We start from the raw sequence: 24,883 nt of genomic DNA on the forward strand, positions 1-24,883 counted from the left end.
CCGGCCCCCAACAAGGAAAGCCCTTGAATCATCGTGCCTCAGACGACTTTCTCAACCACGTGGCCCAGCGTGATCCGCATCAGCCGGAATTCCTGCAGGCCGTGAAAGAAGTGATCCAGAGCCTGTGGCCGTTCCTGCAGCGTCACCCCCGCTACCTGGAACACGGCCTGCTGGAGCGTCTGGTGGAGCCGGAGAGGGTGATCCAGTTCCGCGTGGCCTGGGCCGATGACGCCGGCAAGACCCATGTGAACCGCGGCTGGCGCGTACAGCACAGCTCGGCGATCGGCCCGTTCAAGGGCGGCATGCGCTTTCATCCGTCGGTCAACCAATCGATCCTGAAGTTCCTGGCCTTCGAGCAGACCCTGAAGAACGCGCTGACCACCCTGCCGATGGGCGGTGGCAAGGGCGGCTCGGATTTCAATCCCAAGGGCCGCAGCGACACCGAGGTGATGCGCTTCTGCCAGGCGCTGATGCTTGAACTCCATCGCCACCTGGGCGCAGACACCGACGTGCCGGCTGGCGATATCGGCGTGGGCGCGCGCGAGGTCGGCTACATGGCCGGCATGATGAAGAAGCTCACCAACAATGCCGCCTGCGTGTTCACCGGCAAAGGCCTGTCCTACGGTGGCAGCCTGATGCGTCCGGAAGCGACCGGCTTCGGTACGGTCTACTTCGTCGAGCAGATGCTGCACCACGCGCGGCGCGATACGGATGGCGCGAAGGTGTTGATTTCCGGTGCTGGCAACGTGGCCCAGCATGCCGCGATCAAAGCCATCGAACTCGGCGCGAAAGTACTCACGCTCTCCGATTCGGGCGGTACCCTGTACGCGCGCGAGGGCTTCGATGAGGCCGCGCTGCAGGAGGTGGTGGACCTGCGCAACGAGCGCCGTGGTTGCCTGTCCGAGCTGGCCGACGACACACGCTTCGAATACCTGGACGGCAAGCGCCCCTGGCACATCCCTGCCGAGATCGCCCTGCCCTGTGCCACCCAGAACGAGCTGGACGAAGACGACGCCCGCGCCCTGGTCGACAACGGGGTGCTGTGCGTGGCCGAAGGCGCCAACATGCCATCGACACTCGAGGCCATGGAGGTCTTCCTCAAGGCGGGCACCCTGTATGCGCCGGGCAAGGCCAGCAACGCCGGCGGCGTGGCCACCTCGGGGCTGGAAATGAGCCAGAACGCGCAGCGCCTGTCGTGGCATCACGCCGATGTCGATGAGCGTCTGCACGGGATCATGAAGGACATCCACGCCAACTGCGTGCGCCACGGCAAGCGCGCCGATGGCAGCGTGAACTACGTGGATGGCGCCAATATCGCCGGCTTCGTCAAGGTGGCCGATGCGATGCTGGCGCAGGGCGTTTACTGAGGGTAGATGGGTGAAGCGGTGCAGCGGTGTTCATCCGCTGCGCCCTGCAGCATTTCCCGCCGCAGCGGTCAGTGCGCCGAGCGGACCTCGCTCGTCATGCACCCAGCCAGCACGGCGCCGCCATCGGTGGATATCACGCTGAATGCCTGCACGCGCGTGTATCCGGACGACGCCTCCCGGGATGCTTCGCGCATCCAATGCCCTTCCGCCTGACGATCCGCTGCGCCCAGGCCAGTGGCATCGAGCACCGCCTTCAGCGGCGCATCGCCCATGTCGGCTGCGAGATAGCCGCCATACGCGAGGACGAGCGACGTCGCAGCCAAGCCCTTCAACGCCACCGGCTGCTCCAGGGTGATGACCATGACCGGCATCTCCTGGCCATCGGCAAGGTACTCATGCTCGGCCACCGCGCGGACATTGTCCGGCCATGCCAGCGGCGACAGTTCCGACACACGCTCCCACAGGTTGGCGATGCGCTGCATGGCAGCGTCGTCAGCCCGACATTCGAGCGCGGCGCCAACATCACTTGCCGTGGCCGTCTCGCGCAATCGCGGTGGAACACGCGCCTCGCGCATCGGACCGGGGTAGTCACATCCCACCCGATAGCCCTCCCCATCGCTGCTCACCACGATGGCGCCCGGCGATGACGCATCGCCGGATGCCTCTGGTGGCGACCAGACCTGGAACGGCTCACGCAGGCTACTCGACCGCATCCGCAGCCCGTTCCCGGTGACGATGCGCGCACGCTGCCCGGCATCGATGGGAATCGAGAAGCCCATGTCATCCGCCACCACGCGGTGCGTCGGGATGCCGTGTGCCGTCAACGTCACTGGCATGTCGATGAGGGTCGTCTTGTGCTCCTCGTCACCGCTGGGCGTGAAGCTCCAGCCCTTCAGATGGGCCGGTCGTTCCTGCGGCGTGCCATACCGTGCGCCACGCAACGCGGTCGTCACCGCCTGCATCGTTGCCGGTGAGGCGCGGCACTCCAGCAACTCGACGAGATCGCGCTGGAAACTGGCAGCGGGGTTTGCCTGCGCTGGCAACGCGGAAACCATCAGCAGAACGATCGCCGCCGCAGTGGCGAACCGAGAAGAGGAACGTGACGACATCATGTGCGACCGAAGAAATCCGGTGTGCATTGTGCGCTTGCTGGCACGACGAAGACGACAGGCATTTGCGTCGCACTCAAACGATGAAGCCGGCCATCGGCCGGCTTCATCGTCCCTCAGCCTTCGCTGGTCTTGGCCTCGTCCGGCTTCACCCGGAACCACGCGGCATACAGCGCCGGCAGGAACACCAGGGTCAGCACGGTACCGACGATCAGGCCGCCCATGATCGAGATCGCCATCGAGCCGTAGAAGGCACTGCGCGACAGCGGGATCATCGCCAGCACCGCCGCCAGCGCGGTCAGCACGATCGGGCGGAAGCGGCGCACGGTGGCATCGATGATCGCGTGCCAGCGGTCATGCCCGGCGTCGATGTCCTGCTGGATCTGATCGATCAGGATCACCGAGTTGCGCATGATCATGCCGGCCAGCGCGATCGTCCCCAGCAACGCCACGAAGCCGAACGGCGCGCGGAACAGCAGCAGGAACAGGGTCGCGCCGATGATGCCCAGCGGTGCGGTGACCAGCACCATCGCCGCACGCGAGAAGCTGCGCAGCTGCAGCATCAGCAAGGTGGCCACCACGATCAGGAACAGCGGCATGCCGGCCTTGATCGAATCCTGGCCACGGGTGGAATCCTCCACCGTACCGCCGGTTTCCAGCAGGTAGCCGGACGGCAGCTCGGCACGGATGCCCTCCAGCGTCGGCAGGATCTGCTGCACCACGTCCAGCGGCTGCTTCGCGTCGGCAATGTCGGCGCGCACGGTCACCGTCGGCAGGCGGTTGCGGTGCCAGATGATGCCGTCCTCGAACACGTACTCCAGGCGCGCCACCTGCGACAGCGTCACCGAGGTCCCGCTGGCGGTCGGAATGGCCAGGCTGCCCAGCATGTCCAGCCGCACACGTTCGTTGTCCGGGCCACGCAGCAGCATCTCGATCAGGCGGTTGCCCTCCCGATAGGTGCTCACGCTCATGCCCGACAACGACGTGCCCAGCAGCTGGCTCACCTGCGCGCTGCTCACACCCAGTGCGCGTGCACGGTCCTGGTCGATCACCAGCCGCACCACTTTGCTCGGCTCGCTCCAATCCAGGTTGACGTTCATCACGTGCGGGTTTGCGCGCACCTTGGCTTCCACCTGCCGTGCGATGGCCTGCACCTGCTCGATGTGCTCGCCGGAGATGCGCATCTGCACCGGGTAGCCGACCGGCGGGCCGTTCTCCAGACGGGTCACGCGCATCTGCACGTCCGGGAACTGCGGAATCACGTCCTTGAGCAGCCAGTCGCGGGTCGCCTCACGTGCGGTGGCGTTCTCGGTCAGCACCACGAACTGCGAGAAGTTGGTGGCCGGCAGCTGCTGGTCCAACGGCAGGTAGAAGCGCGGCGAGCCGGTGCCCACGTAGGCCACGTAATTGCTGATGCCTTCGCGGTCCTTGAGCAGCTTTTCCAGCTTGGTCGCCTGCGCCTGGGTGGCCTGCAACGAGGCACCCTCGGCCAGTTCGATGTCCACCATCAGTTCCGGGCGGGTCGAATCCGGGAAGAACTGCTGGGGCACGAAGCGGAAGATCAGCAGCGAGAACACGAACAGCGCGGCCGTGGCGGCGATCACCCACCAGCGATGGCGCAGGCAGACATCCAGGAAACGGCGGAAGCGCACGTAGAACGGACGCTGATACGGATCATGGTCGTGCGCATGCACCTTCGGCGCGATCCAGCGCGCGAACGCGGGATGGCGGTCGGCCCACTGCAGGCGGCGGGCATGCCAGCGCCCTGCCAGGCTGTCCGGCTTGGGCGGCTGCGGGTTGAACAGGTCCGGCAACATCTTGTCGCCCAGGTACGGGATGAACAGCACCGCGGCGATCCACGACACCACCAGCGCGATGGTCACCACCTGGAACAGCGAGCGGGTGTATTCGCCGGTGCTGGAAGCGGCCGTGGCGATCGGCAGGAAGCCGGCCGCGGTGATCAGCGTGCCGGTCAGCATCGGGAACGCGGTCGACTCCCACGCGAAGCTGGCCGCGCGCAGGCGGTCGTAGCCCTGCTCCATCTTGGTGGCCATCATCTCCACCGCGATGATCGCATCGTCCACCAGCAGGCCCAGCGCCAGCACCAGCGCGCCGAGGGAAATCTTGTGCAGGCCGATGCCGAAGTAATGCATGACGAAGAAGGTCATCGCCAGCACCAGCGGAATGGTCACGCCCACCACCAGGCCGGTGCGCAGGCCGAGCGAGAAGAAGCTCACCAGCAGCACGATCACCACCGCTTCAGTGAGCACCTGCACGAACTCGCCGACGGACTCCTCCACCGCATGCGGCTGGTCGGAGACCTTGCGCAGCTGCATGCCGGCCGGCAGCGTTTTCTGCAGGCGTTCGAATTCGGCATCCAGGGTACTGCCCAGCTTGAGGATGTCGCCGCCGTCTTTCATCGCCACGGCGATGCCGATCGCGTCTTCGCCCATGAAGCGCATCTTCGGCGACGCCGGATCGGCAAAACCACGTTTGATCTCGGCAATGTCGCCCAGGTGCACGGTGCGGTCGCCGGCCTGGATCGGGAAGCTGCGGATGTCCTCCACGCTCTTGAACTGGCCGGTGACGCGCAGCTGCACCCGGTCGGTCGGGGTTTCAAAGAAGCTGGTGGCGGCAATGGCATTCTGGTCGGCCAATGCCTGCTGCACCTGCTGCAGCGACACGCCCAGCGTGGCCAGTTTGGTGTTGGACAGCTCGATCCAGACCTTCTCGTCCTGCAGGCCTTCCAGCTCGATCTTGCCGACATCCGGCACGCGCTGCAGTTCCAGCTGGATGCGGTCGGCGTAATCGCGCATCACCGCGTAGTCGAAGCCTTGGCCGGTCAAGGCGTAGATGTTGCCGAAGGTATCGCCAAACTCGTCGTTGAAGAACGGGCCGACGATTTCGCGCGGCAGGGTCGGCTTGATGTCGCCCACGCGCTTGCGCACCTGGTACCACAGGTCGGGAATCGCCTTGGAACGCAGGCTGTCGCGCGCCACGAAGATCACCTGCGATTCGCCCGGGCGCGAGTAGGAGCGGATGAACTCGTACTGCCCGGTGTTCAGCAGTGCCTTCTCGATCGGCTCGGTGACCTGGCGTGAGACCTGTTCGGCGGTCGCGCCGGGCCAGTTCGTGCGTACCACCATCACTTTGAAGGTGAACGGTGGATCCTCGGACTGGCCCAGGTGCTTGTACGACCACGCGCCGATGATCGCGAAGGCCAGCATCGCAAACAGCACCAGTGGCCGGTTGCCCAGCGCCCATTCGGAGAGATTGAAGCGGCGCACGGGATCAGTTCCCCTTGCCGGTGGCAGGCGCGGCAGACTTGGCCGCCGGTGCCAGCACCGGGCGGTTCTGGCGGTCCACCGCGGTCACCGGCTGGCCCTCGCGCAGCAGATGGCCGCCGGCGGCAACCACCCAGTCGTTCGCGTTCACCCCGCTCAGCACCGGAACGGATTCAACGCCATACGCACCGACCGCCACCGGCGTGGCTTTCAACGTGCGCTTGGCCGGATCGACCACCCACACGCTGCTGCGCCCATCGGCACCGCGCTGCACCGCCGCCAGCGGCAATTGTAGGGTGCCCTGGCGCCCGGCCGCGGCGAACACGCGCGCGCTCTGGCCCAGCTCGACCTCGGTCAGCGCTTCCGGTGCCAGGCTGACGCGGGTGGCATAGGTACGCCCCTGCGCATCGGCAGCCGGGGCGATCTCACGGATCGTGCCGGCCAACAGCTGGCCCGGGCGGTTCCACAGTTCCACCTGTACCGGCTGGCCCACCTGGTAATCGCGGATGGTGCTTTCCGGCAGGGCGATCACGACTTCGCGGCCGCCATCCGCAGCCAGGGTGAACACGGTCTGCCCGGCACTGACCACCTGCCCGGCTTCGGCCTGGCGGCTGGCGATCACGCCGTCGGCCGGCGCGCGCAACTGGGCGTACTCTGCCTGGTTGCGGGCCACGGCCAGATTGGCGCGGGCGGCATTGGCCTGGCCCTGCGCGGCCTTGAACGCGGCGGTCTGGCTGTCGAGTGCGGACTGGCTGACCAGTTGCTGCTCGGCCAGCGTGGCGTAGCGCTTCTGGTCATCACGGGCGCGGATCAGATCGGCTTCGGCAGCGGCCAGCTGGGCCTGCGAGGCGCTGGCCTGGGAGGCGTAGTCGGCAGCATCCAGCTCGGCCAGCAGTTGGCCCTTGCGCACGCGCTGGCCGGCATCGACATGCCGCTTGATCAGGTTGCCCCCGACGCGGAACGACAGCGGGCTTTCCTCGCGGGCGCGGATCTCACCGGGATAGGCAGCCACTTCCTGGCCGGTCACGGTGCCCGGGTGGACCACCAGCACCGGAATCGGCGCAACCGGCTCGGCGTCCTGCTTGCCACATGCTGCCAGCGCGATCGCCAGCAACCCACCACCCATCCATCGCATGTTTTTCATGAGGTCCTGGACCTGAAAAGTAACCCGGAAAAAGCCGCTGGAAACGCTCTGTTCCAGCCGCCTCAATATTGAACCAGCCGGTATAGTATAAATATCGAACCGATTGGTCTAGTATTGATTGGATGACTGATCCGACCTCCTCCACATCGCCTTCCAAGCCGGCCGCCAAGGCCGCCGGGCCGGGGCGCCCGAAGGATCTGGGCAAGCGCGCGGCCATTCTGGAAGCCGCCAAATCGCTGTTCGTCGACCAGGGCTACAACGGGGTCAGCATGGACAGCATCGCCGCGCAGGCGGGCGTATCAAAACTGACCGTTTACAGCCATTTCGGCGATAAAGAGACCCTTTTCACCGAAGCTGTGCAGTCCAAATGTGTCGAGATGCTGCCCGACGAGCTGTTCGTCACCGACATCGAGGGCCCACTGCGCGATCAGCTGATGGGCATCGGCCACGCCTTCTTCAGCCTGATCACCTCCGATGCGGCCGTCGCCGTGCAGCGGGTGATGATGTCGCCCGATACCGATGACCGCATCCGCGAAATGTTCTGGCTGGCCGGCCCGCAGCGGACCACCGATGCACTGGGGGACTTCCTGCGTGCCCGGGCCGCCCGTGGCGAACTGGAGATCACCGACTTCCAGACCGGCGCCCTCCAGTTCCTGACCTTGATCAAGGGCGAGCTGCATACGCATATGATGTGCGGGTTGCGGCCGGCCCCGGCCGAGTGCGATGCCGACGCCCACGTATGCGCCAGCGTCGACTTTTTCCTGCGGGCGTATGCCCGGCGGCACTAAACTGAATGGACCGGAGGTCGCGGTGACTTCCGGCACTGCGACCCCGGCGCGACGGCAGCGATGCTTTCAGCGCGCCGCCGGCTCCCGGCACCGGTAAAATGGCCGGCCCACTGCGCTGGATATAGAACCTCATGACGATCGATTACTCCCACGCCCGCGAACTGATGGTTGAACAGCAGATCCGCCCCTGGGATGTGCTGGAAATCCGCGTGCTCGATGTACTGGCACGCTTGCCGCGGGAGGCGTTCGTCGCTGAATCGCACCGGGCTCTGGCTTACGCTGATATCGAGCTGCCGCTGGGCAACGGCCAGAAGATGATGAAGCCGGTCATCGAAGGCCGCACGCTGCAGGCGCTGGATCTGCAGCCGGGCGATGAAGTGCTGGAAATCGGCACCGGCAGCGGCTACCTGAGCGCCTGCATGGGCGAACTGGCCCGCGAAGTGCTGAGCCTGGAAATCGATGCCGAGCTGGCCACCACCGCGCGCGCGCGTCTGGACGCTGCCGGCCTGGGCAACAACGTCCGTATCGAAACCGCCGACGCCCTGAGCTGGGACACCGAGCGCCGCTTCGATGCGATCTGCGTCACCGGCGCGGTGGATGTCATTCCGTCACGTTTCGCCCAGTGGCTGCGTCCCGGCGGTCGACTGTTCGTGATCCGTGGCCGGTCGCCGGTCATGGAAGCGGTGCTGGTCAAGGCGGACGGCACCACTGAGTCGCTGTTCGAAACCGATATCGATTACCTGCGCGGTGCCGCCCCGGCACCCCAGTTCCAACTCTGAGTCCAAGGAAGCCGCAATGATCCGCCGATCCCTCGCCTTTGCGCTGGCCGCCGCCCTGCTGCCGATGACCGCCTCTGCCGCCGACCTGCTGCAGGTCTACGAAATGGCGCGCAACGGCGATCCGCAGCTGTCGGCTGCCGAGTCGACCCGTCTGTACGACAAGGAAGGCGCTGTGCAGGCGCGTGCCGCCCTGCTGCCGCAGCTCAACGGCGAGGCCTCGCTCAACCGCAGCCGCACCAACCCGAACCATGATCTGACCTCCAGCTCGTTCACCACCAAGAGCCGGAACTACACGATCAACGGCAGCCAGACCGTCTTCAACTTCACCCAGTTCGCCAATCTGCGGTCGCAGCGCGAGCTGAGCCGTGCAGCGGATTTCACCCTGGATTCGGCCAACGACGACCTGATCGTGCGCACCTCGGCGGCGTACTTCAACGTGCTGGTGGGCATTGAATCGCTGTCGGCCGCGCAGACCAACGAAGCCGCTGCCAAGAAGCAGTTCGATTTCGCCGACAAGCGCCTGGAAGTGGGCCTGGCCCCGATCACCGACGTGCACGAAGCCCGCGCCCAGTACGACCAGGCGCGCGCCAACACGATCATCGCGCAGAACACGCTGGCCGACGCCTACCAGGCGCTGACCGAACTGACCGGCCAGCCGGTCACCGACCTGCGCGCTCTGCCGGCCGATTTCCGTCCGGAGCTGCCGGCCAAGTACGCCACCATCGATACGCTGGTGAACGAGGCTGTTGCGCAGAACCCGGCGCTGAAGGCGCAGGAACTGAAGGTCAACGCTGCTGAATCCGGCGTCTCGGCCGCCCGCGGCGCGCACTACCCGACCCTGTCGCTGGGTGCCACCGCCGGCAAGTCGGCCAGCTGGGGTGATGTCGTCGGCGACGGCGGCAGCAGCTTCAGCCCGGACCGCCGCACCAACAGCGTCGGCCTGACCCTGAACGTGCCGATCTTCTCCGGCGGCGCCACCCAGTCCGGCGTGCGCCAGGCCCTGGCCCAGCGTGACATCGCCCAGGACGGCTACGAGCAGCAGAAGCGCGCCCTGGACCGCAACACGCGCAATGCCTACCAGACCCTGGTGGCCGGCATCAGCGAAGTGGAAGCGCGTCGCCTGGCCGTCGTGTCGGCACAGAGCGCCTATGACGCCTCGCAGGTCGGTCTGGAAGTCGGTACGCGTACCGTGCTGGACGTGATCCAGAACCAGCGCATCCTGTTCTCCGCGCAGCTGGACTACGCCAACGCCCGCTACACCTTCCTGCAGAACCGCCTGCAGCTGGGCCAGGCGGTCGGCACGCTGGACATCGCCGAACTGCAGGACATCAACCGCCTGCTCACCCAGAAGGCGGCCACGCCGAGCACCACCGTCAACTGATCGACGGCGCAGCGCGTGACAGAAAACCACCCGCATGCGGGTGGTTTTTTTATGCGCGCAGGTTGTTGATTCCGACACGTCGTGGGCGTCACACACGCGATCACTGCCGCGGCGATTTCATCGCGTAATGCCTACCCGCGCACAGTCTCCACCGTGAACCGGTCCACAGTCCGGCACGTCGCATGGAAAATGGCTTGACCCCTCGGCATGGGCCGACTAAGGTCCGCCCCGCACCACCTTCCCTTTCCCTCCAGAGGCCCCCTCCTTGGACAGTCATAGTCGATCTCGTTGCTGCTCCTGAGCCGACGGACCCACTGACCCCAAGGTCGGTTCCGTCCGCACAGGACGGGGCCCACCGGCGCAGCTGACACGCTCGCCCGCCTCGCATCATCCGTATCGCCGTTCCACCGACCCCAAGAAGGGTGCCGCTGGCGTTTCCGTTTGCCTGGAGATTGCCCATGCACGTTTCCCGTGTGTTCGCCCTGCCGCTCGTGGCCGTGGCGATGCTTCCGTTCGACACCCGCGCCGCCGCCAGCCTGATGGTGGATGACGCCTCGATCACCGATGCCGGTCGCTGCCAGCTGGAAAGCTGGGGCCGGCATACCGATGCCGGCAACGAATGGACGGCCGTGCCGGCCTGCACCATCGCCGGGACCGAGTGGTCGCTCGGCGTCAGCCATCAACGTGCCACTGCCGCCACGCAGTGGGCCGTGGGCGCCAAGCGCGTGCTGCGTGATCTCGATCAGCGACGCTGGGGGGTGGCGGTCAGTGCGGGCGTAGGCAGCGACTGGCACCGCCCGCGCGCCAACGATTGGAACCTCAATGCCCCCCTGACCGTGGCGCTCGGTGCCTCTGATCGCACGCTGCTGCACCTCAACCTGGGCTGGGCACGCACGGCAGGGGCACGGGGCCGCACCGATGGCGTCGGCCTGGAAATCGTGGCCGCACCGCACTGGTCACTCCTGGCCGAAACCGCCCGCGATGCAACGCGCCAGCGCAGCAGTCAGTTCGGCGTGCGCCACGAACTCTGGCGCGGCGCCAGCGTGGATCTGCTGGCCGGCCGCATGCATCACCAGCGCGATGGTCGATGGCTGACGCTCGGCTTCAATCTCGCGGCCGCACCGTAGTGCCGTGCGTGCCGGCTGACGGCAACGATTGACCTCACCCGCCGCCTGCACGCTGCACGCGGCCCACGCCCTGTAACTGCCGCGCCGGACGCAATCCGGTGCGCTGGATGCCTGTACCTCATCACCGCGCGTTGCTCCGTCACGCGCCGCTTTCTGCTGGAGAACCACCATGAACCGCGAAGACCTCCTGTTCTCGATCCGCACCCTCTCGCTCTCCCTCGACGCGGCCGGCTTTGTCAGCATCGCCGCCACCACGCATCCGTCCGACCTCGTCGATGCGCTCGACGCGCTGAGCGTGGACAAGACACTCCCGTTGCTGATGATGCTCGACCCGCAGGCACGCGCCGAGCTGTTCGCGCACTTCACCGAGATACGCCAGGATCAGCTGCTGGCGGCGATGCCGCGCGAGGCGGTGGTGCAGCTGTTCGAACACATGCCCTCGGATGACCGCGCCGATCTGTACAACCGGCTCGGCGATGACGCCAAGCAGAAACTGCTGCCGGCACTGACCAAGGTCGAGCGCGACGACATCCTCAAGATGGCGTCCTATCCGGAGGGCACGGTCGGCTCGGCGACGACGTCCGATTATGTCTGGGTGTCTCCGGAGATGACCGTGGCCCAGGCGCTGGCGCATATCCGCGCCACTGCGCTGCACAGCGAAACGGTGAACATCCTGTTCGTGCTCGACCACACGCTGCGGCTGCGCGGCACGGTGGCCCTGCGTGATCTGGTGTTGGCCAACGAGAACCGCACGGTCGCCTCGATCATGCATGAGCAGCCGGTCGCCGCGAAGGCGCACTGGCCCAGGCTGCAGGCCGCCGAACTGATCCGTCGCTACGACCTGCTCGCGCTGCCGGTGACCAATGGCGGGGATCGCATGATCGGCATCGTCACCGTGGACGATGCGATGGATATCGAGAAGGAGCAGGATGCCTCGCAGCTGGCACGCTTTGGCGGCACGGTCAGCGGAAACGGGAACGATCTTGATGTGCGCAGCACGCCGCTGAAGCAGATGTTCCGGGTGCGTGTGTTCTGGCTGGCGATCCTGACCTGCTTCGGCATCGTCACCAGTACGTTTGTCGCCGCGCAGGAGGAGCTGCTGTCGCAGGTGATCGTGCTGGCCGCCTTCATCGCCCCGATCGTGGACATGGGCGGCAACACCGGCAGCCAGTCGGCCACGCTGGTGATCCGCAGCATGGCGCTGGGCGAGCTGAAACTGAGCTGGCGCGATGTGGGGTTCGTGATCCAGCGCGAACTGCCGGTAGCCGCGGCGCTGGGCATCAGCATCGCCGTGCTGGAGGCGATCCTGGCTTACTTCAGCAAGGGTGTGGGCATGGACGTGCTGCTGGTGGTGGGCTCGAGCATGCTGGTGTGCACCGCGCTCGGCGGCATCATCGGCGCGTTGCTGCCGTTCGCCGCACGCCGCATCGGGGCGGATCCGGCCACCCTGTCGGCCCCGATGATCACCTCGGTCATGGATCTGATCGGCGTGTTCATCTACTTCGGGTTTGCGTACGCCTTCCTGGGCGATCTGCTGGTCGCTGCGGGCTGATGGATCGGCAGGCCTGGTCGCCGCGCGTGGCGGCCAGGCGGGCCGCGATCACGCCACCGGCGGCGGCAACTGCGGGGCGATCAGGGCCACGGTGCGCTTCAACGCGCCACGGCCGTTGCTCACCAGCGCACACCCCGCGCGGGCCATGTCTTCGCGTGCCTGCGGATCGCGCAACAGGGTCAGCAGTGCATCGCCGACCCCGCTGGCATCCTCGGCGATCACCACCGCACCGGCTTCGCGCATGCGCCGGGAAATCTCGGCGAAGTTGTGCAGGTGCGGGCCGGTGACAGCGGCCGTGCCCATCGCCGCCGGCTCCAGCAGGTTGTGCCCGCCGATGGCCTGCAGGCTGCCCCCGACGAAGGCCACCTGCGCGCAGCCGTAGAACGACATCAGCTCGCCGAGCGTGTCGATGACGAAGACATCCGTATCTGCCAGCGGCCACTGCTGCTGGCGGCGTGTGGCGACCTTCCAGCCCTGCTCGCGGGCCAGTGCTTCCACCCGCGGGAACCGCTCGGGATGCCTCGGCGCCCACAACAGCAGCACCCCCGGCATCGCCTCGCGCAGGCGGCGATGCAGATCCAGGGTGGCCTGCTCTTCGCCCTCGTGCGTGCTGGCGGCGATCCAGACCGGGCGCGTGGCGGGCACCAGAGCATGGAAGCGCGCGATGAAGTCCTGCACGTTCGGGGTGGCGATATCGAATTTCAGGTTTCCCAGCGGCTGCACCTGGTCCGGGCGCGCCCCGAGCTGGATGAAGCGCTCGGCATCATCGTCCGACTGTGCGGCCACGCAGGTCACGGTGCGCAGTGCGCGGCCGATCAGCGGCCGCAGCAGCCGATAGCCGCGCAGTGAGCGCGCCGACAGCCGGGCATTGAGAATGTAGACCGGGATCCGGCGGTCGCGGCAGCCGAACAGCAGGTTCGGCCACAGCTCGGTTTCCAGGATCAGCGCCAGGCTGGGCTTGAAGTGGCCCAGGAAGCGGCCGACGCTGCCCGGCACGTCGTAGGGCAGGTACACGTGGTCGACCGCATCCCCCCACAGCGCGCGGACCCGTTCGGAGCCGGTCGGGGTAATGGTGGTGATCACCCAGCGGATGTCCGGGCGCAGCGCGCGCAGGGCATTCACCAGTGGCGCGGCAGCATTCACCTCGCCCACCGAGACCGCGTGCAGCCAGACCCGCGGCTGGCCGCTGGAGTGCGGATAGGAGGCATAGCGCTCATCCCAGCGCTGGAAGTACTCGCGCACCCGGAAGCCCCGCCAGACCAGGTGGTACACGGTGATCGGCAACAGCAGGTACAGCACGGCCGAGTACAGGCCGCGCAGGATCCATTCGACAGGGCTTTTACGCATGCGCAAAGGATACGGGAGCGGCGCGGGGAAGACACGCCGCGCCGCCGTGATGGTCGCGCCGGGACGCATCCGGGCGCATCCATTAGAATCGAGGCATGTCCGATAACGCTTCCACCGCCACCCGGCCGTCCCTGCGCAATCCGCGCCACTGGCCGACCTTCGCCTTCATGTTGGTCGCCTTCGCGATCGCCCGCCTGCCGTGGATGCTGCAGCGCGCGCTCGGGCGCGGCGTCGGCACGGTCGCCTACCGGCTGGCCAGCAGCCGCCGGCGCGCCGCCGAGGTCAACCTGAAGCTGTGCTTCCCGGAGAAGGACGACGCCTGGCGCCAACGCCTGCTGCGCGACAGCTTCGACGCGTTGGGCGTCGGCATTTTCGAATTCGCGCGGGCCTGGTGGGGCAGCATCGACAGCATCCGCCCGCAGGTGCAGATCGAAGGGCTGGAACACCTGCACCGCATGCAGGCCCAAGGCCGCGGTGTGCTGCTGGTCTCCGGCCACTTCATGACGCTGGAGATGTGCGGCCGCCTGCTGTGCGACCACGTGGAGCTGTCCGGCATGTACCGCAAGCACCGCAACCCGGTCTACGAGTGGGCGGTGAAGTTCGGCCGCCTGCGCTACGCCAAGGCGATGTACGCCAACGAAGACATCCGTGCCACGGTGCGGCACCTGAAGAAGGGGGGCTTCCTCTGGTATGCACCCGACCAGGACATGCGCGGCAAGGACACGGTGTTCGTGCCGTTCTTCGGCCATACCGCCTCGACCATCACCGCCACGCACCAGCTGGCGCGGATGACCGGCTGTGCGGTGATCCCGTATTTCCACCGTCGCGAAGGCGGCAAGTATTTTTTGAAGATCGGCGCACCGCTGGAGAATTTCCCCAGCGAGGATGTCGAGGCCGATACCGCCCGCGTCAATCAGGCCATCGAGGCCATGGTGCGCGAGGCGCCGGACCAGTACCTGTGGATCCACCGCCGGTTCAAGCGCCAGCCCGGTGGCCGGAGCGATTACTACCAGTGATGGATGACGCGGATGCCTCCGGGCATCTCAGCAGGCGGCGTGGATCTACCTGCTTGACGGGCCTCTGCGACGCTACTGGGCCTCATCCTTCGCCAACAGACTGCCCGCATACAGCGCGGCCAGCAGCAGCGTGAGGCCGCCCCAGAAGGTCGAATAGAACGCCAGGTGGGTGTTGAGCGGGAACACCGTCACCGCCAGCGCGAGCATCGCCGGGCGCGCGCGCTCACGCGCCTCGGGAGGTGCAAAACGCCACGCGCGCCACGCCTGGGCCACGGCCGCCAACCACAGCAGCAGGCCGAGGATGCCCGTTTCGGCGAGGATCTCGAGCACGATCTGGTGCGCGTGCAGGGCCGGGCCGGCGCCCCACACTTCCCGGGCGGCCGGGTCCGGATTGCACGCGGGGTAAGCGTCGCGGAAACCACGCGCACCGACGCCGTTGATCGGATGCTCCTCGATCATGCAGGTTGCTGCGGCCCATATCTGGGCCCGGCCGGACAATGCCTGATTGACGCCGTCGTTCTCGCCTTCCCACGCCATTGCGGTACGCGCGATGCGGTCCCCTACCTGCGGCACGGTCACCGCCAGTGCCACCGCCGCCACCGCGCCGACCGCAACGCAGGCCAGCAGCCCGCGCACACCGATCAGCCGCCAACCGGAGAACACCAGCACCAGTGCATAGGTCAGCCACGCCGCGCGCGAACCGGCCAGGACCAGCACGACACCCACCGCGGCGGCCACCAGTGACCAGCCGAGAATGCCGGCACGCCGTGCGGCGGCGAACAGCAGGAACGGTGACAGGCTGGCCAGCACCTGGCCGAACTTGAGGTTGCACGGGCCGAGCACGCCGCTGAGGCGATCCACCGCCGCCATCTCCTGCGGTGAGCACAGCCCGTGACCGCTGACCGCCCACTTGAGCTGGTCCATCGACCAGAACAGCGGGCTGCTGCCGATGATCGCCTGCGCCAATGCATCCACGGTCCACAGGCCGGTGATCAGCGCCAGCCCGCCCAGCGTCAACGCGCGCCGCTGCGGGGTCGCCACGGCAATGGCCACCAGCCACATGAACGGCAGATAGCGCAGGCCGGCAGCCGCCTTGCGCCACGCGGTGCCGGGGTCGATCGCATCGAAGGCGGAAAACGCCTGCGGCAGCCAGTAGCCCAGGAACAGGATGCTGGTCAGTGCCCACGCAGGGCTGCTGAGCAGACGCTGCTTACCCAGCAGGCGCAGTTGCACCATGCGCACCGCTGCGTACAGCGCACCCAGCACCAGCACGCCCTCGGCGATCCCGGGCAGCGGCCACAAGGCGACGAACGCAATCACCCACCACGGCGCCCAGCGGCCCGCGCGGGAGCCCGGTGAACCGGGAAGGACGGTGGGCTCAGCCGATGAGGGAGGTATAGAGCTGGAGCGTGTCACGCTGCATCGCCTGCAAGGTAAACGGGATCCGCGTCGGCAGTGAGGGCGGCTGCAGCAGCAACTGCTGCGCGCGCGCCAGCAGTGCATCGGCGTCGCCCAAGGGTACCGCGCCGGAGGGTTGCAGCTGAGTCAACAACTCGCCGACGCCGCCATGGTTCCAGCCCAGCACGGGGCGGCCCACCGACAGCGCTTCGACCACGGTGCGGCCAAACGCTTCGGCTTTGTCCGACAACTGCAGTACCAGGTCGCTGGCCGCATAGGCCTGCGCGATGCGTGAGGTCGGCGCAGTCATCAGCACCGCATCGAACACGCCGAGACTGCGCGCCTGGGCGTCCAGCTCGGCGACATAGGATTCGCGGCCGGGCTCGCGCGTGCCTGGCATCCACAGAGTGGCCGGCACGCCGGCAGCGTGCAGTCCGGCCAGCAGCGTCAGCGCGTGGCGATGCCCTTTCAGGCGGGTGCCACGGCCCGGCAGCAACAGCAACGGTGCCTCGCCGGCCAGCGCGGGATGCTGCTTGGCCACGGCCAGGCGCGCACGCCGATCCTGCCGGCCCACGCGCGGGAACTGCGCGACATCGACACCACGGGGTATCACCTGCAGGCGCTCGGCCGGCACGCTGGGGTAGTGCGTGCGCACGAACTCACGCACGCTGTTGGACACGCAGATCACGCGCTCGCCGCTGGTCATCACCGCGCTGTAGCGACCCGGCGAGTTGAGCCCGTGCACGGTGGTGACCCAGTGCGGGCGGGTGGCCGCCGGCAGGTTGCGCACGGCGTACAGGCCCAGCCAGGCCGGCAACCGCGAACGCGCGTGCACGATATCCGCGCCCACTTCGTTGAAGAGATTGCGCAGGGTCAGCACATGGCGCAGCGTCAGCAGCGACTTGCGGCCGATGTCCAGGGTCAGGTGTTCGGCGCCACTGGCGAGCAAGGGCTCGACCAGGCGCCCACCGGCGGACACGACGATGGCCCGGTGGCCGGCGGCAACCAGGGCGGAGGCGATCTCAAGGGTGGAGCGTTCGACCCCGCCGGAGTGCAGCGCCGGCAGCAGCTGCACCACGGTCAGTCGGCGCACAGTGTCGTCCGCGGATCAGTCGGCGAGCACGAACACGGCGCCGCAGTACGGGCACGCGGCCTCGCAGTTGGGCTCGTCTTCGATCGGCAGGTACACGCGCGGGTGCGAGTTCCACAGCGCCATTTCCGGCGTCGGGCAGCTCAGCGGCAGATCGCTGCGGTGCACGGTGTAACGCTTCTCGGCATTGGCGGGCGCGGTGGCGGTATGGCTCATGGCGTGGACACACAAAGGGGGTTGCGAGACCGCCGATTCTAGCATCTGGCGGCCGCCGAAGGCCGCTGGAGCGGAGGGCGCCAGGTTGAAGCGCTGGCCATCCGGGGGGAGAACCACCGGACCTTTTAAATCGATCCAAATCCATTGTCAATATTTCGAAATGAAACGAATTTGCCGTATTTAGATCGAACTAATTGCACTTGTCACAGCCAGTTGTCGTGATGCAGGATCAACGGGTACTGATCATCGACCCGATCGCCTGCCCGACCCCCACCGGACATGCATCGCCTCTATCCTGCCGTCTGCCGATGGCTGGGGCGACGCCGTCCGCCGTGGCCATCGATGCGGGTCCTGCCTGCCGCCTGCCCTCCCCGGGAGACCCTTGCATGACCCTGTCCGACCTGCGCCCCGCCCGCCGTGCCCTTCCGCTCGCCCTGGCCCTGGCCTGCGCCTTGATCGCCCTGCCGGCTGCCGCGCAGGGCCTGCAGACCTCGTTCGAGCCGGGTCAGCCCGCCCCGGCCGCCGGCGACGACGCGCTGCAGGTGCGGATCGGCACCGGGCCGGCGGCGCCCTATGCCGCCAAGCCCGGCGTCGGCTACAGCGGCCTGCATGCACTGCATTACGCCAGCGCCGGCGGCAAGGCGCGCCGCCAGCTGTTCACGACCGACCTGGCCATCGAAGCCGATACCACCCTGTCCTGGCTGGTGCTGCCCGAGATCGTCGGCAAGGACACCGTGGCCTCGACTTACGTCTCGCTCGATCTGGTGCTCGACGACGGCACCCGGGTCTCGGCCAGCGCTGCGCGCGATCACCACGGCGTGGCGCTGGGTGCGCGTGCGCAGGGCGACTCGAAGACGCTGTACCCGCAGCAGTGGGCGCGCAAAGCCGTTCGCCTGGGCGATACCCCGGCGCTGCGCGGGCGTCGCGTGGTCGCGCTGGAGTTGGAGGTGGCCAACGCCGATGGCGCGCCGGTGGCCGGCTGGATCGACGATGTCCGCCTGGACGCGCAACCGCGCAGCGCGCCGCAGCGCCCCTCGGACTGGGTGCTGACCACCCGCGGCACGCAGGCCAATGGCACCTTCTCGCGCGGCAACAATTTCCCGGCGACCGCCGTGCCGCACGGCTTCAATTTCTGGACACCGGTGACCGACGCCGGCTCACTGACCTGGCTGTATCGCTGGAACGAACAGAACGATGCGGCCAACCGGCCCCGCCTGCAGGCGCTGGCGCTGAGCCACCAGCCCAGCCCGTGGATGGGCGACCGCCAGACCTTCCAGGTGATGCCATCGGCGACCCGTGGCGTGCCCGAAGCCGACCGCAGCAAGCGTGCGCTGAGCTTCTCGCGCGAGAACGAGCAGGCCCGCCCGTACCGCTATGACGTGCGCTTCGACAACGGCATCGCCGCCTCGATCGCACCGACCGACCACGCCGCGGTGTTCCGCTTCGCGTTCCCCGAAGGCGGTGATGCCAACCTGCTGTTCGACAACGTCGACGCGCGCGGCGGGCTGACGCTGGATGCGGGCACACAGACACTCTCCGGCTATACCGATACCCGCAGTGGCCTGTCCACCGGTGCCACCCGCATGTATGTGGTGGCCAGCTTCGACCGCCCGTGGCGCAGCAGCGGCACGGTGAAGACCGGCCGCCCGACCGGCTACATCAAGTTCGATGCGGGTACCGAGCGCCGCGTCACCATGCGCATCGCCACCTCGCTGATCTCGGTCGAGCAGGCGCGCCACAACCTCGCACTGGAAGTGGCTGACAACGACGATGTGGATCGCGTGGCCGCGCGCGCGCAGGAAGCGTGGGACCAGCGCCTGGCCCGCTTCGATGTGGGCGATGCCAGCGATGACCAGAAGACGACGCTGTACTCCAACCTGTACCGCCTCTACCTCTATCCCAATTCCGGCCATGAGAACGCCGGCACCGCAGCGGCACCGGACTGGCGCTACGCCAGCCAGGCCAGCGCCTCGGATGAGAACACCGACGGCAGCGCCACGCGCAGCTTCGCGCCGGTGCGCGACGGCAAGGTGTACGTCAACAACGGGTTCTGGGATACCTTCCGCACCACCTGGCCGGCCTATGCGCTGTTCACCAAGGACGACGCCGGCGCGCTGGTGCAGGGTTTCATCGAGCAGTACCGCGCCGGTGGCTGGGTCGCGCGCTGGTCCTCGCCCGGCTATGCCGACCTGATGGTGGGCACCAGTTCGGACGTGGCCTTCGCCGATGCGTGGCTGAAGGGCATCGGTGGCTTCGACCCGCAGGAGGCCTACGCTGCCGCGCTGAAGAACGCGACCGTGGTGCCGCCGGACCGCCATGTCGGGCGCAAGGGCATGGACCGTTCCACGTTCCGTGGCTATGCCACTGCCGACGTGCATGAGGGCATGTCGTGGACGATGGAAGGCGCACTCAACGATTTCGGCGTGGCCAACATGGCCGAGGTCCTGGCCAAGCAGGCCGATACGCCGGCTGCGCGCGAACGCTATGCGACCGAGGCCGACTACTTCCGTCACCGCGCCGGCACCTACGCCACGTTGTTCGATCCCGCCGCACGCTTCTTCCAGGGTCGCAAGCCGGATGGCAGCTGGCGTCTGGACGCCAAGGACTACGACCCGCGCGTGTGGGGCCATGACTACACCGAATCCAACGGCTGGACCTTCGCCTTCACCGCCGCGCACGACGGTGAAGGCCTGGCGGCCCTGTACGGCGGCCGCGCGCAGTTGGCGGCCAAGCTGGATACCTTCTTCGCCACGCCGGAAACCGCCGATGCGGCGTTTGCAGGCTCCTACGGCGGCACCATCCACGAGATGACCGAAGCGCGCGATGTGCGCATGGGCATGTACGCGCACAGCAACCAGCCGGCCCACCACATCCCATGGATGTACCTGTATGCCGGGCAGCCGTGGAAGACCCAGCAGCATGTGCGCGAGATCCTCTCGCGCCTGTACCTGGGCAGCGAGATCGGCCAGGGCTACCCGGGCGATGAGGACAACGGCGAGACCTCGGCGTGGTACCTGTTCGCCTCGCTGGGCATCTACCCGCTGCGCATGGGCGCACCGGAGTACGTGATCGGCTCGCCGCTGTTCCGCCATGCCCGCGTGGCGCTGCAGGGCGGCGCGGTGCTGACCGTCAACGCGCCGGAGAACTCGGCCACCAACATCTACGTGCAGTCGCTGAAGGTCAACGGCACGCCGTGGACCAAGACCTGGCTGCCACACGAGCTGCTCGCCAAGGGCGCCACGCTGGACTTCGTCATGGGCCCGGAGCCCTCGCGCTGGGGTACCGGCCCGGACGACGCACCGCGCTCGCTGACCGCGCGCGGCCAGCAGCCGGCCCTGCTGCATGATCTTCTGGGCAGCGGCGCGACCGCCCAGCTCGGCGATGGCCGCGCGGCCGCCGCGCTGATCGATGACGATGCGGCCACGGCACTGCCGTTGGGCGGCTCGAGCACGATCACCTTCAGCAATGTCGCAGCGGGTACGCCCGCGATGTACACACTGACCAGTGGCAACGGCCCGATCCGCGGTGGCGAGTGGACGCTGGAGGCACGCACCACCGGTGGCCGCTGGGTGCAGGTCGACCAGCGACGTGGCGAAGCCTTCGCCTGGGCAATGCAGACGCGACCGTTCCGCATCGCCCAGCCGGGCCGCTACGCCGAGTACCGGCTGCGCATCGGTGCACCGGGTCGCCTGCAACTGGCGGAAGTCGAACTGCTCGCCCCGGCGGCGACGCGATGAGGACTGCCCTGCCGATCCCCCGTTGCCTGCTGACCGCCGTGCTCGTCACCGCCGGGCTCGCCGATGCGCACGCGTTCGAGACCACGCAGACCCGCGAGGACGTGACCCTGCACTACCGCGACGCCAGCGATGCGCTGGCCGCGCCGGTGCGCGAGCGCATCATCGAGACCTTCTTCGGCGCGTATCTGCGCGAGCGCGCCGATTTCCATCCGGCCGCACCGACGCAGGTCGGCATCGTGATCGACCCGGCTTACGACGGCATCGCCTTTGTCGGTGAGAAGGCGCAGGCGGCGACGATCACGATCAACCCGGCCTGGTTGCACACGCACCCGGGCGACATCGATCTGGTCACCCACGAGGCGATGCACATCGTGCAGGGCTACCCGGAGTACGCCAATGCGCGCGTGCCGGGCTGGCTGGTGGAAGGCATCGCCGATTACGCCCGCGACCGCTACGGCAAGGACAACGCCGCAGCCGGCTGGGCATTGCCGACGCAGGTCAAACCGGAGCAGAACGTCGATACGGGCTACCGGGTGACCGGTGCGTTCCTGGCCTGGAGCGAGGCACAGCATCCCGGGCTGGTGAAGGCGCTGGATGGTGCCCTGCGTGAGGGCCGCTATACGCCGGCGCTGTGGGAAACACTCAGCGGCGTGGCGTTGCCGGCCTTGTGGGCGCAGTACGTGCAGACACGCTGATTACTGTCTGTGGCCGGTCGGCGTCTGCCAGGAGCCGGCCAGCGGCCGGCACTACCGGTCCCAACGGTGCCGTCTTCAGCGCGCGCCGACCAACCCGGCGTAGAGCGCGAATAGCTGCTGGAAATACCGCTTCGTGCGTCGATGGCGCATGACACCGTTCCCGTGGCTGATCGTGGAGGATCTGGTCGGGCCCAGGGTGGCGACGCCCCCACCGGAGCGCCGCCACGGCCGGGCCGCGTAGGGGTATTGGGCGCTTGGGACGTTGCAGGACGGTGACCGCCGTGCGGCGCGTGTGTGGCAGATGCACGCACCACAACGACCGCAGGCCGAAGGCCGAAGGCAAACATGGCCTGCCGACCAACGGTCGGCAGCTACCGGTTTCGCTGCCCGAAACGAGAACGCGCCCCGAAGGGCGCGTTCTGGCAACTCAGAGGAGGAAAGAACGCCTTACGCGTTCTTCTCCGCCTCCAGCTGCTTGCGGATCTGCGCATCCACGGCCGCGATGGCGGTCATGTTGAGCACGCGGCGCGAGGTCGCGCTGGTGGTCAGGATGTGCACCGGCTTGGCCACGCCCATCAGGATCGGGCCGATCGCCACGCCGTCGGTGAACACGCGCACCAGGTTGTAGGCGATGTTGGCCGCTTCCAGGTTGGGCAGCACGAACAGGTTGGCACGGCCCTTCAGCGTGCTGTTGGGCAGCAGCTTCTGGCGCAGGGCTTCATCCCATGCGGTATCCCCCTGCATTTCGCCATCCACGTTCAAGCGCGGGTTGCGCTTGAGCAGCATCTCGCGGACCGCCCGCATCTTCAGCGCGTCCTTGGAGTCGTGGCTGCCGAAGTTGGAGTGCGACAGCAGCGCCACCTTCGGTTCGATGCCGAACAGCTTCATGCGGTAAGCCGCCTGCAGCGTGGCTTCGGTGATCTGCTCGGCGGTCGGGTCTTCCTGCACGTGGGTATCCACGAAGAAGAACACGCCCTGCTGGTTGATCACGCCGGTCATCGCCGAGGTCGAGGTCACCTTGGCTTCCAGCGGCAGCACGCTGCGCACGTAGCCGAGCTTCTTGTGGAAGCGGCCGACCACGCCGGTCAGCATCGCGTCGGCTTCGCCACGCGCCACCATCACTGCGGCGATCAGGGTCGGGCGCGAGCGCATCAGGTTCTTGGCCGCAGCCACAGTCACACCACGACGGCCGGTGAGGTTGTGGTAGTACTGCCAGTACTCGTTGAAACGCGGATCGTCGTTGATGTTGGTGATGTCGAAATCGACACCCGCCTTCATGCGCAGGCCCAGGCGCTCGACACGGGCCTCGATCACGTCCGGGCGACCGATCAGGATCGGCTGCGCCAGGCCTTCATCGACCACGTTCTGCACGGCGCGCAGCACCACTTCTTCCTCGCCTTCGGCGTACACCACGCGCTGCTTGTCCGAACGCGCGCGGTCGTAGACCGGCTTCATCATCAGGCTGGTGCGGTAGACGAACTGGGCCAGCTTCTCGCGGTAGGCGCCCATGTCGGCGACCGGACGGGTAGCTACGCCGGAATCCATCGCGGCCTGCGCCACGGCAGCCGACAGCTCCACCAGCAGGCGGCGGTCGAACGGACGCGGAATCAGGTAGTCACGGCCGAAGCTCGGGGTCTCATCGCCATAGGCCGAGCCCAGGTCGCTGGCCTCGCGGCGTGCCATCGCGGCGATCGCGTGCACGCAGGCGATCTTCATTTCTTCGTTGATCGCCGTCGCGCCGACATCCAGCGCACCGCGGAACAGGTACGGGAAGCACAGCACGTTGTTGATCTGGTTCGGGTAGTCCGAACGACCGGTACCGATCAGCGCGTCCGGGCGGACCGAACGGGCCACTTCCGGCATGATTTCCGGGGTCGGGTTGGCCAGCGCGAAGATCACCGGATCCTTGGCCATGGTCTTGACCATGTCCGCGGTCAGGATGCCCGGGGCCGACAGGCCCAGGAAGATGTCCGCGCCATCGACGATCTCGGCCAGCGTGCGCTTGTCGGTATCACGCGCGTAACGCGCCTTCTCCGGGTCCAGATCGGTGCGGCCGGTGTGGATCACGCCGTCGCGGTCGAAGGCCAGGATGTTCTCTTTCTTCAGGCCCAGCGAGACCAGCATGTTGACGCAGGAGATACCCGCTGCGCCCATGCCGGTGGTGGCCAGCTTCACGTCTTCGATCTTCTTGCCGGTGACGAGCATGGCGTTGAGCACGGCCGCGCCGACGATGATCGCGGTGCCGTGCTGGTCGTCATGGAACACCGGGATGTTCATCCGCTCGCGCAGCTTGCGCTCCACGATGAAGCATTCCGGTGCCTTGATGTCTTCCAGATTGATGCCGCCGAAGGTCGGTTCCAGCGAGGCGATGATGTCGACCAGCTTGTCCGGGTCGTTTTCATCGATCTCGATGTCGAACACATCGATGCCGGCGAACTTCTGGAACAGCACGCCCTTGCCTTCCATCACCGGCTTGCCGGCCAGCGGGCCGATGTTGCCCAGGCCCAGCACGGCGGTACCGTTGGAAATGACGGCGACAAGATTGCCGCGGGCGGTCAGTTCACTGGCCTGCTGCGGGTCGGCCATGATCGCCTCGCAGGCGTGCGCCACGCCCGGGGAGTACGCCAACGACAGATCGCGCTGGGTCAACATCGGCTTGGTCGCGGTGACCTTGATCTTGCCGGGCGGCGAGAGCCGGTGATAGTCGAGGGCTGCCTGTTTGAAATCTTCGTTGGACATCGCTTTCTGCAGATGAATGGGCGAGAGGAACAGGGGATCATACCCCCGTTGGCGTGGACGGACCTGTCGCTACGCTGTCGCGGTCATGCTGCAACCGCACATATTCCAGCACCG

17 protein-coding genes are annotated in these 24,883 nt (G+C 67.3%); 9 read left to right on the forward strand and 8 right to left on the reverse strand.

Annotation, left to right across the window (positions count from 1 at the left end):
• Nucleotides 1-23: 23 nt before the first annotated feature.
• Nucleotides 24-1,367 (forward strand): NADP-specific glutamate dehydrogenase, encoded by a 1,344-nt coding sequence (gene gdhA, locus AC1DIQ_RS04665; RefSeq protein WP_478049490.1) that lies wholly within the window; start codon nucleotides 24-26, stop codon nucleotides 1,365-1,367.
• Nucleotides 1,368-1,435: 68 nt separating this feature from the next.
• Here gdhA and AC1DIQ_RS04670 read toward each other — a convergent pair whose 3' ends face one another.
• The 3 genes from AC1DIQ_RS04670 to AC1DIQ_RS04680 all read right to left on the reverse strand — a co-directional run bounded on the left by AC1DIQ_RS04670 (nucleotide 1,436) and on the right by AC1DIQ_RS04680 (nucleotide 6,904).
• Complete coding sequence (locus AC1DIQ_RS04670; RefSeq protein ID WP_478049491.1) at nucleotides 1,436-2,476, reverse strand: hypothetical protein; 1,041 nt, start codon at nucleotides 2,474-2,476, stop codon at nucleotides 1,436-1,438.
• Between the two features lie 116 nt (nucleotides 2,477-2,592).
• Nucleotides 2,593-5,763, reverse strand: a complete 3,171-nt coding sequence (locus AC1DIQ_RS04675; protein ID WP_123730252.1) for an efflux RND transporter permease subunit — start codon at nucleotides 5,761-5,763, stop codon at nucleotides 2,593-2,595.
• 4 nt (nucleotides 5,764-5,767) lie between these two features.
• Nucleotides 5,768-6,904, reverse strand: a complete 1,137-nt coding sequence (locus tag AC1DIQ_RS04680) for an efflux RND transporter periplasmic adaptor subunit (RefSeq protein ID WP_478049492.1) — start codon at nucleotides 6,902-6,904, stop codon at nucleotides 5,768-5,770.
• A gap of 122 nt (nucleotides 6,905-7,026) precedes the next feature.
• Between AC1DIQ_RS04680 and AC1DIQ_RS04685 the strand changes: the two genes are divergently transcribed.
• The 5 genes from AC1DIQ_RS04685 to mgtE all read left to right on the forward strand — a co-directional run bounded on the left by AC1DIQ_RS04685 (nucleotide 7,027) and on the right by mgtE (nucleotide 12,531).
• Nucleotides 7,027-7,692: a TetR/AcrR family transcriptional regulator gene (locus tag AC1DIQ_RS04685; protein ID WP_478049493.1), complete on the forward strand. Its 666-nt coding sequence runs from the start codon at nucleotides 7,027-7,029 to the stop codon at nucleotides 7,690-7,692.
• A gap of 131 nt (nucleotides 7,693-7,823) precedes the next feature.
• A complete protein-coding gene (locus AC1DIQ_RS04690) occupies nucleotides 7,824-8,471 on the forward strand; it encodes a protein-L-isoaspartate O-methyltransferase family protein (protein WP_019183799.1) in 648 nt (215 codons plus the stop codon).
• Between the two features lie 16 nt (nucleotides 8,472-8,487).
• Nucleotides 8,488-9,852, forward strand: coding sequence for a TolC family outer membrane protein (locus AC1DIQ_RS04695; protein ID WP_121039628.1), 1,365 nt, complete (start codon nucleotides 8,488-8,490; stop codon nucleotides 9,850-9,852).
• Nucleotides 9,853-10,310: 458 nt separating this feature from the next.
• On the forward strand, nucleotides 10,311-10,979 hold the full coding sequence (locus tag AC1DIQ_RS04700) for a hypothetical protein (RefSeq protein WP_121039631.1): 669 nt from the start codon (nucleotides 10,311-10,313) through the stop codon (nucleotides 10,977-10,979).
• Nucleotides 10,980-11,148: 169 nt separating this feature from the next.
• On the forward strand, nucleotides 11,149-12,531 hold the full coding sequence (mgtE, locus tag AC1DIQ_RS04705; protein WP_121039634.1) for a magnesium transporter: 1,383 nt from the start codon (nucleotides 11,149-11,151) through the stop codon (nucleotides 12,529-12,531).
• 48 nt (nucleotides 12,532-12,579) lie between these two features.
• On the opposite strand, the gene waaA is transcribed toward mgtE, so the two are convergent.
• Nucleotides 12,580-13,878, reverse strand: coding sequence for a lipid IV(A) 3-deoxy-D-manno-octulosonic acid transferase (gene waaA / locus AC1DIQ_RS04710; RefSeq protein ID WP_121041223.1), 1,299 nt, complete (start codon nucleotides 13,876-13,878; stop codon nucleotides 12,580-12,582).
• A gap of 95 nt (nucleotides 13,879-13,973) precedes the next feature.
• Between waaA and AC1DIQ_RS04715 the strand changes: the two genes are divergently transcribed.
• The gene (locus tag AC1DIQ_RS04715) at nucleotides 13,974-14,894 is read left to right on the forward strand and encodes an LpxL/LpxP family Kdo(2)-lipid IV(A) lauroyl/palmitoleoyl acyltransferase (protein WP_121039637.1); all 921 of its coding nucleotides are present in this window, start codon (nucleotides 13,974-13,976) and stop codon (nucleotides 14,892-14,894) included.
• 72 nt (nucleotides 14,895-14,966) lie between these two features.
• Here AC1DIQ_RS04715 and AC1DIQ_RS04720 read toward each other — a convergent pair whose 3' ends face one another.
• From AC1DIQ_RS04720 to AC1DIQ_RS04730, 3 genes are read right to left on the reverse strand one after another with little or no spacing between them, the layout of a single operon-like run.
• Nucleotides 14,967-16,292, reverse strand: a complete 1,326-nt coding sequence (locus tag AC1DIQ_RS04720) for an O-antigen ligase family protein (protein WP_478049516.1) — start codon at nucleotides 16,290-16,292, stop codon at nucleotides 14,967-14,969.
• On the reverse strand, nucleotides 16,273-17,385 hold the full coding sequence (locus tag AC1DIQ_RS04725; protein WP_478049494.1) for a glycosyltransferase: 1,113 nt from the start codon (nucleotides 17,383-17,385) through the stop codon (nucleotides 16,273-16,275). The genes AC1DIQ_RS04720 and AC1DIQ_RS04725 overlap by 20 nt, the downstream gene beginning before the upstream one ends.
• Before the next feature lie 15 nt (nucleotides 17,386-17,400).
• Nucleotides 17,401-17,598, reverse strand: coding sequence for a zinc-finger domain-containing protein (locus AC1DIQ_RS04730; RefSeq protein WP_019183790.1), 198 nt, complete (start codon nucleotides 17,596-17,598; stop codon nucleotides 17,401-17,403).
• 386 nt (nucleotides 17,599-17,984) lie between these two features.
• Between AC1DIQ_RS04730 and AC1DIQ_RS04735 the strand changes: the two genes are divergently transcribed.
• On the forward strand, nucleotides 17,985-21,335 hold the full coding sequence (locus AC1DIQ_RS04735) for a GH92 family glycosyl hydrolase (RefSeq protein WP_478049495.1): 3,351 nt from the start codon (nucleotides 17,985-17,987) through the stop codon (nucleotides 21,333-21,335).
• Nucleotides 21,332-22,030, forward strand: coding sequence for a basic secretory protein-like protein (locus AC1DIQ_RS04740; RefSeq protein ID WP_478049496.1), 699 nt, complete (start codon nucleotides 21,332-21,334; stop codon nucleotides 22,028-22,030). Before AC1DIQ_RS04735 ends, AC1DIQ_RS04740 begins: the two co-directional genes overlap by 4 nt.
• A gap of 447 nt (nucleotides 22,031-22,477) precedes the next feature.
• Here AC1DIQ_RS04740 and AC1DIQ_RS04745 read toward each other — a convergent pair whose 3' ends face one another.
• The gene (locus tag AC1DIQ_RS04745) at nucleotides 22,478-24,769 is read right to left on the reverse strand and encodes an NADP-dependent malic enzyme (protein WP_121039652.1); all 2,292 of its coding nucleotides are present in this window, start codon (nucleotides 24,767-24,769) and stop codon (nucleotides 22,478-22,480) included.
• Nucleotides 24,770-24,883: the final 114 nt, after the last annotated feature.

The sequence above is a fragment of the Stenotrophomonas sp. 05L413 genome, from assembly GCF_056397945.1.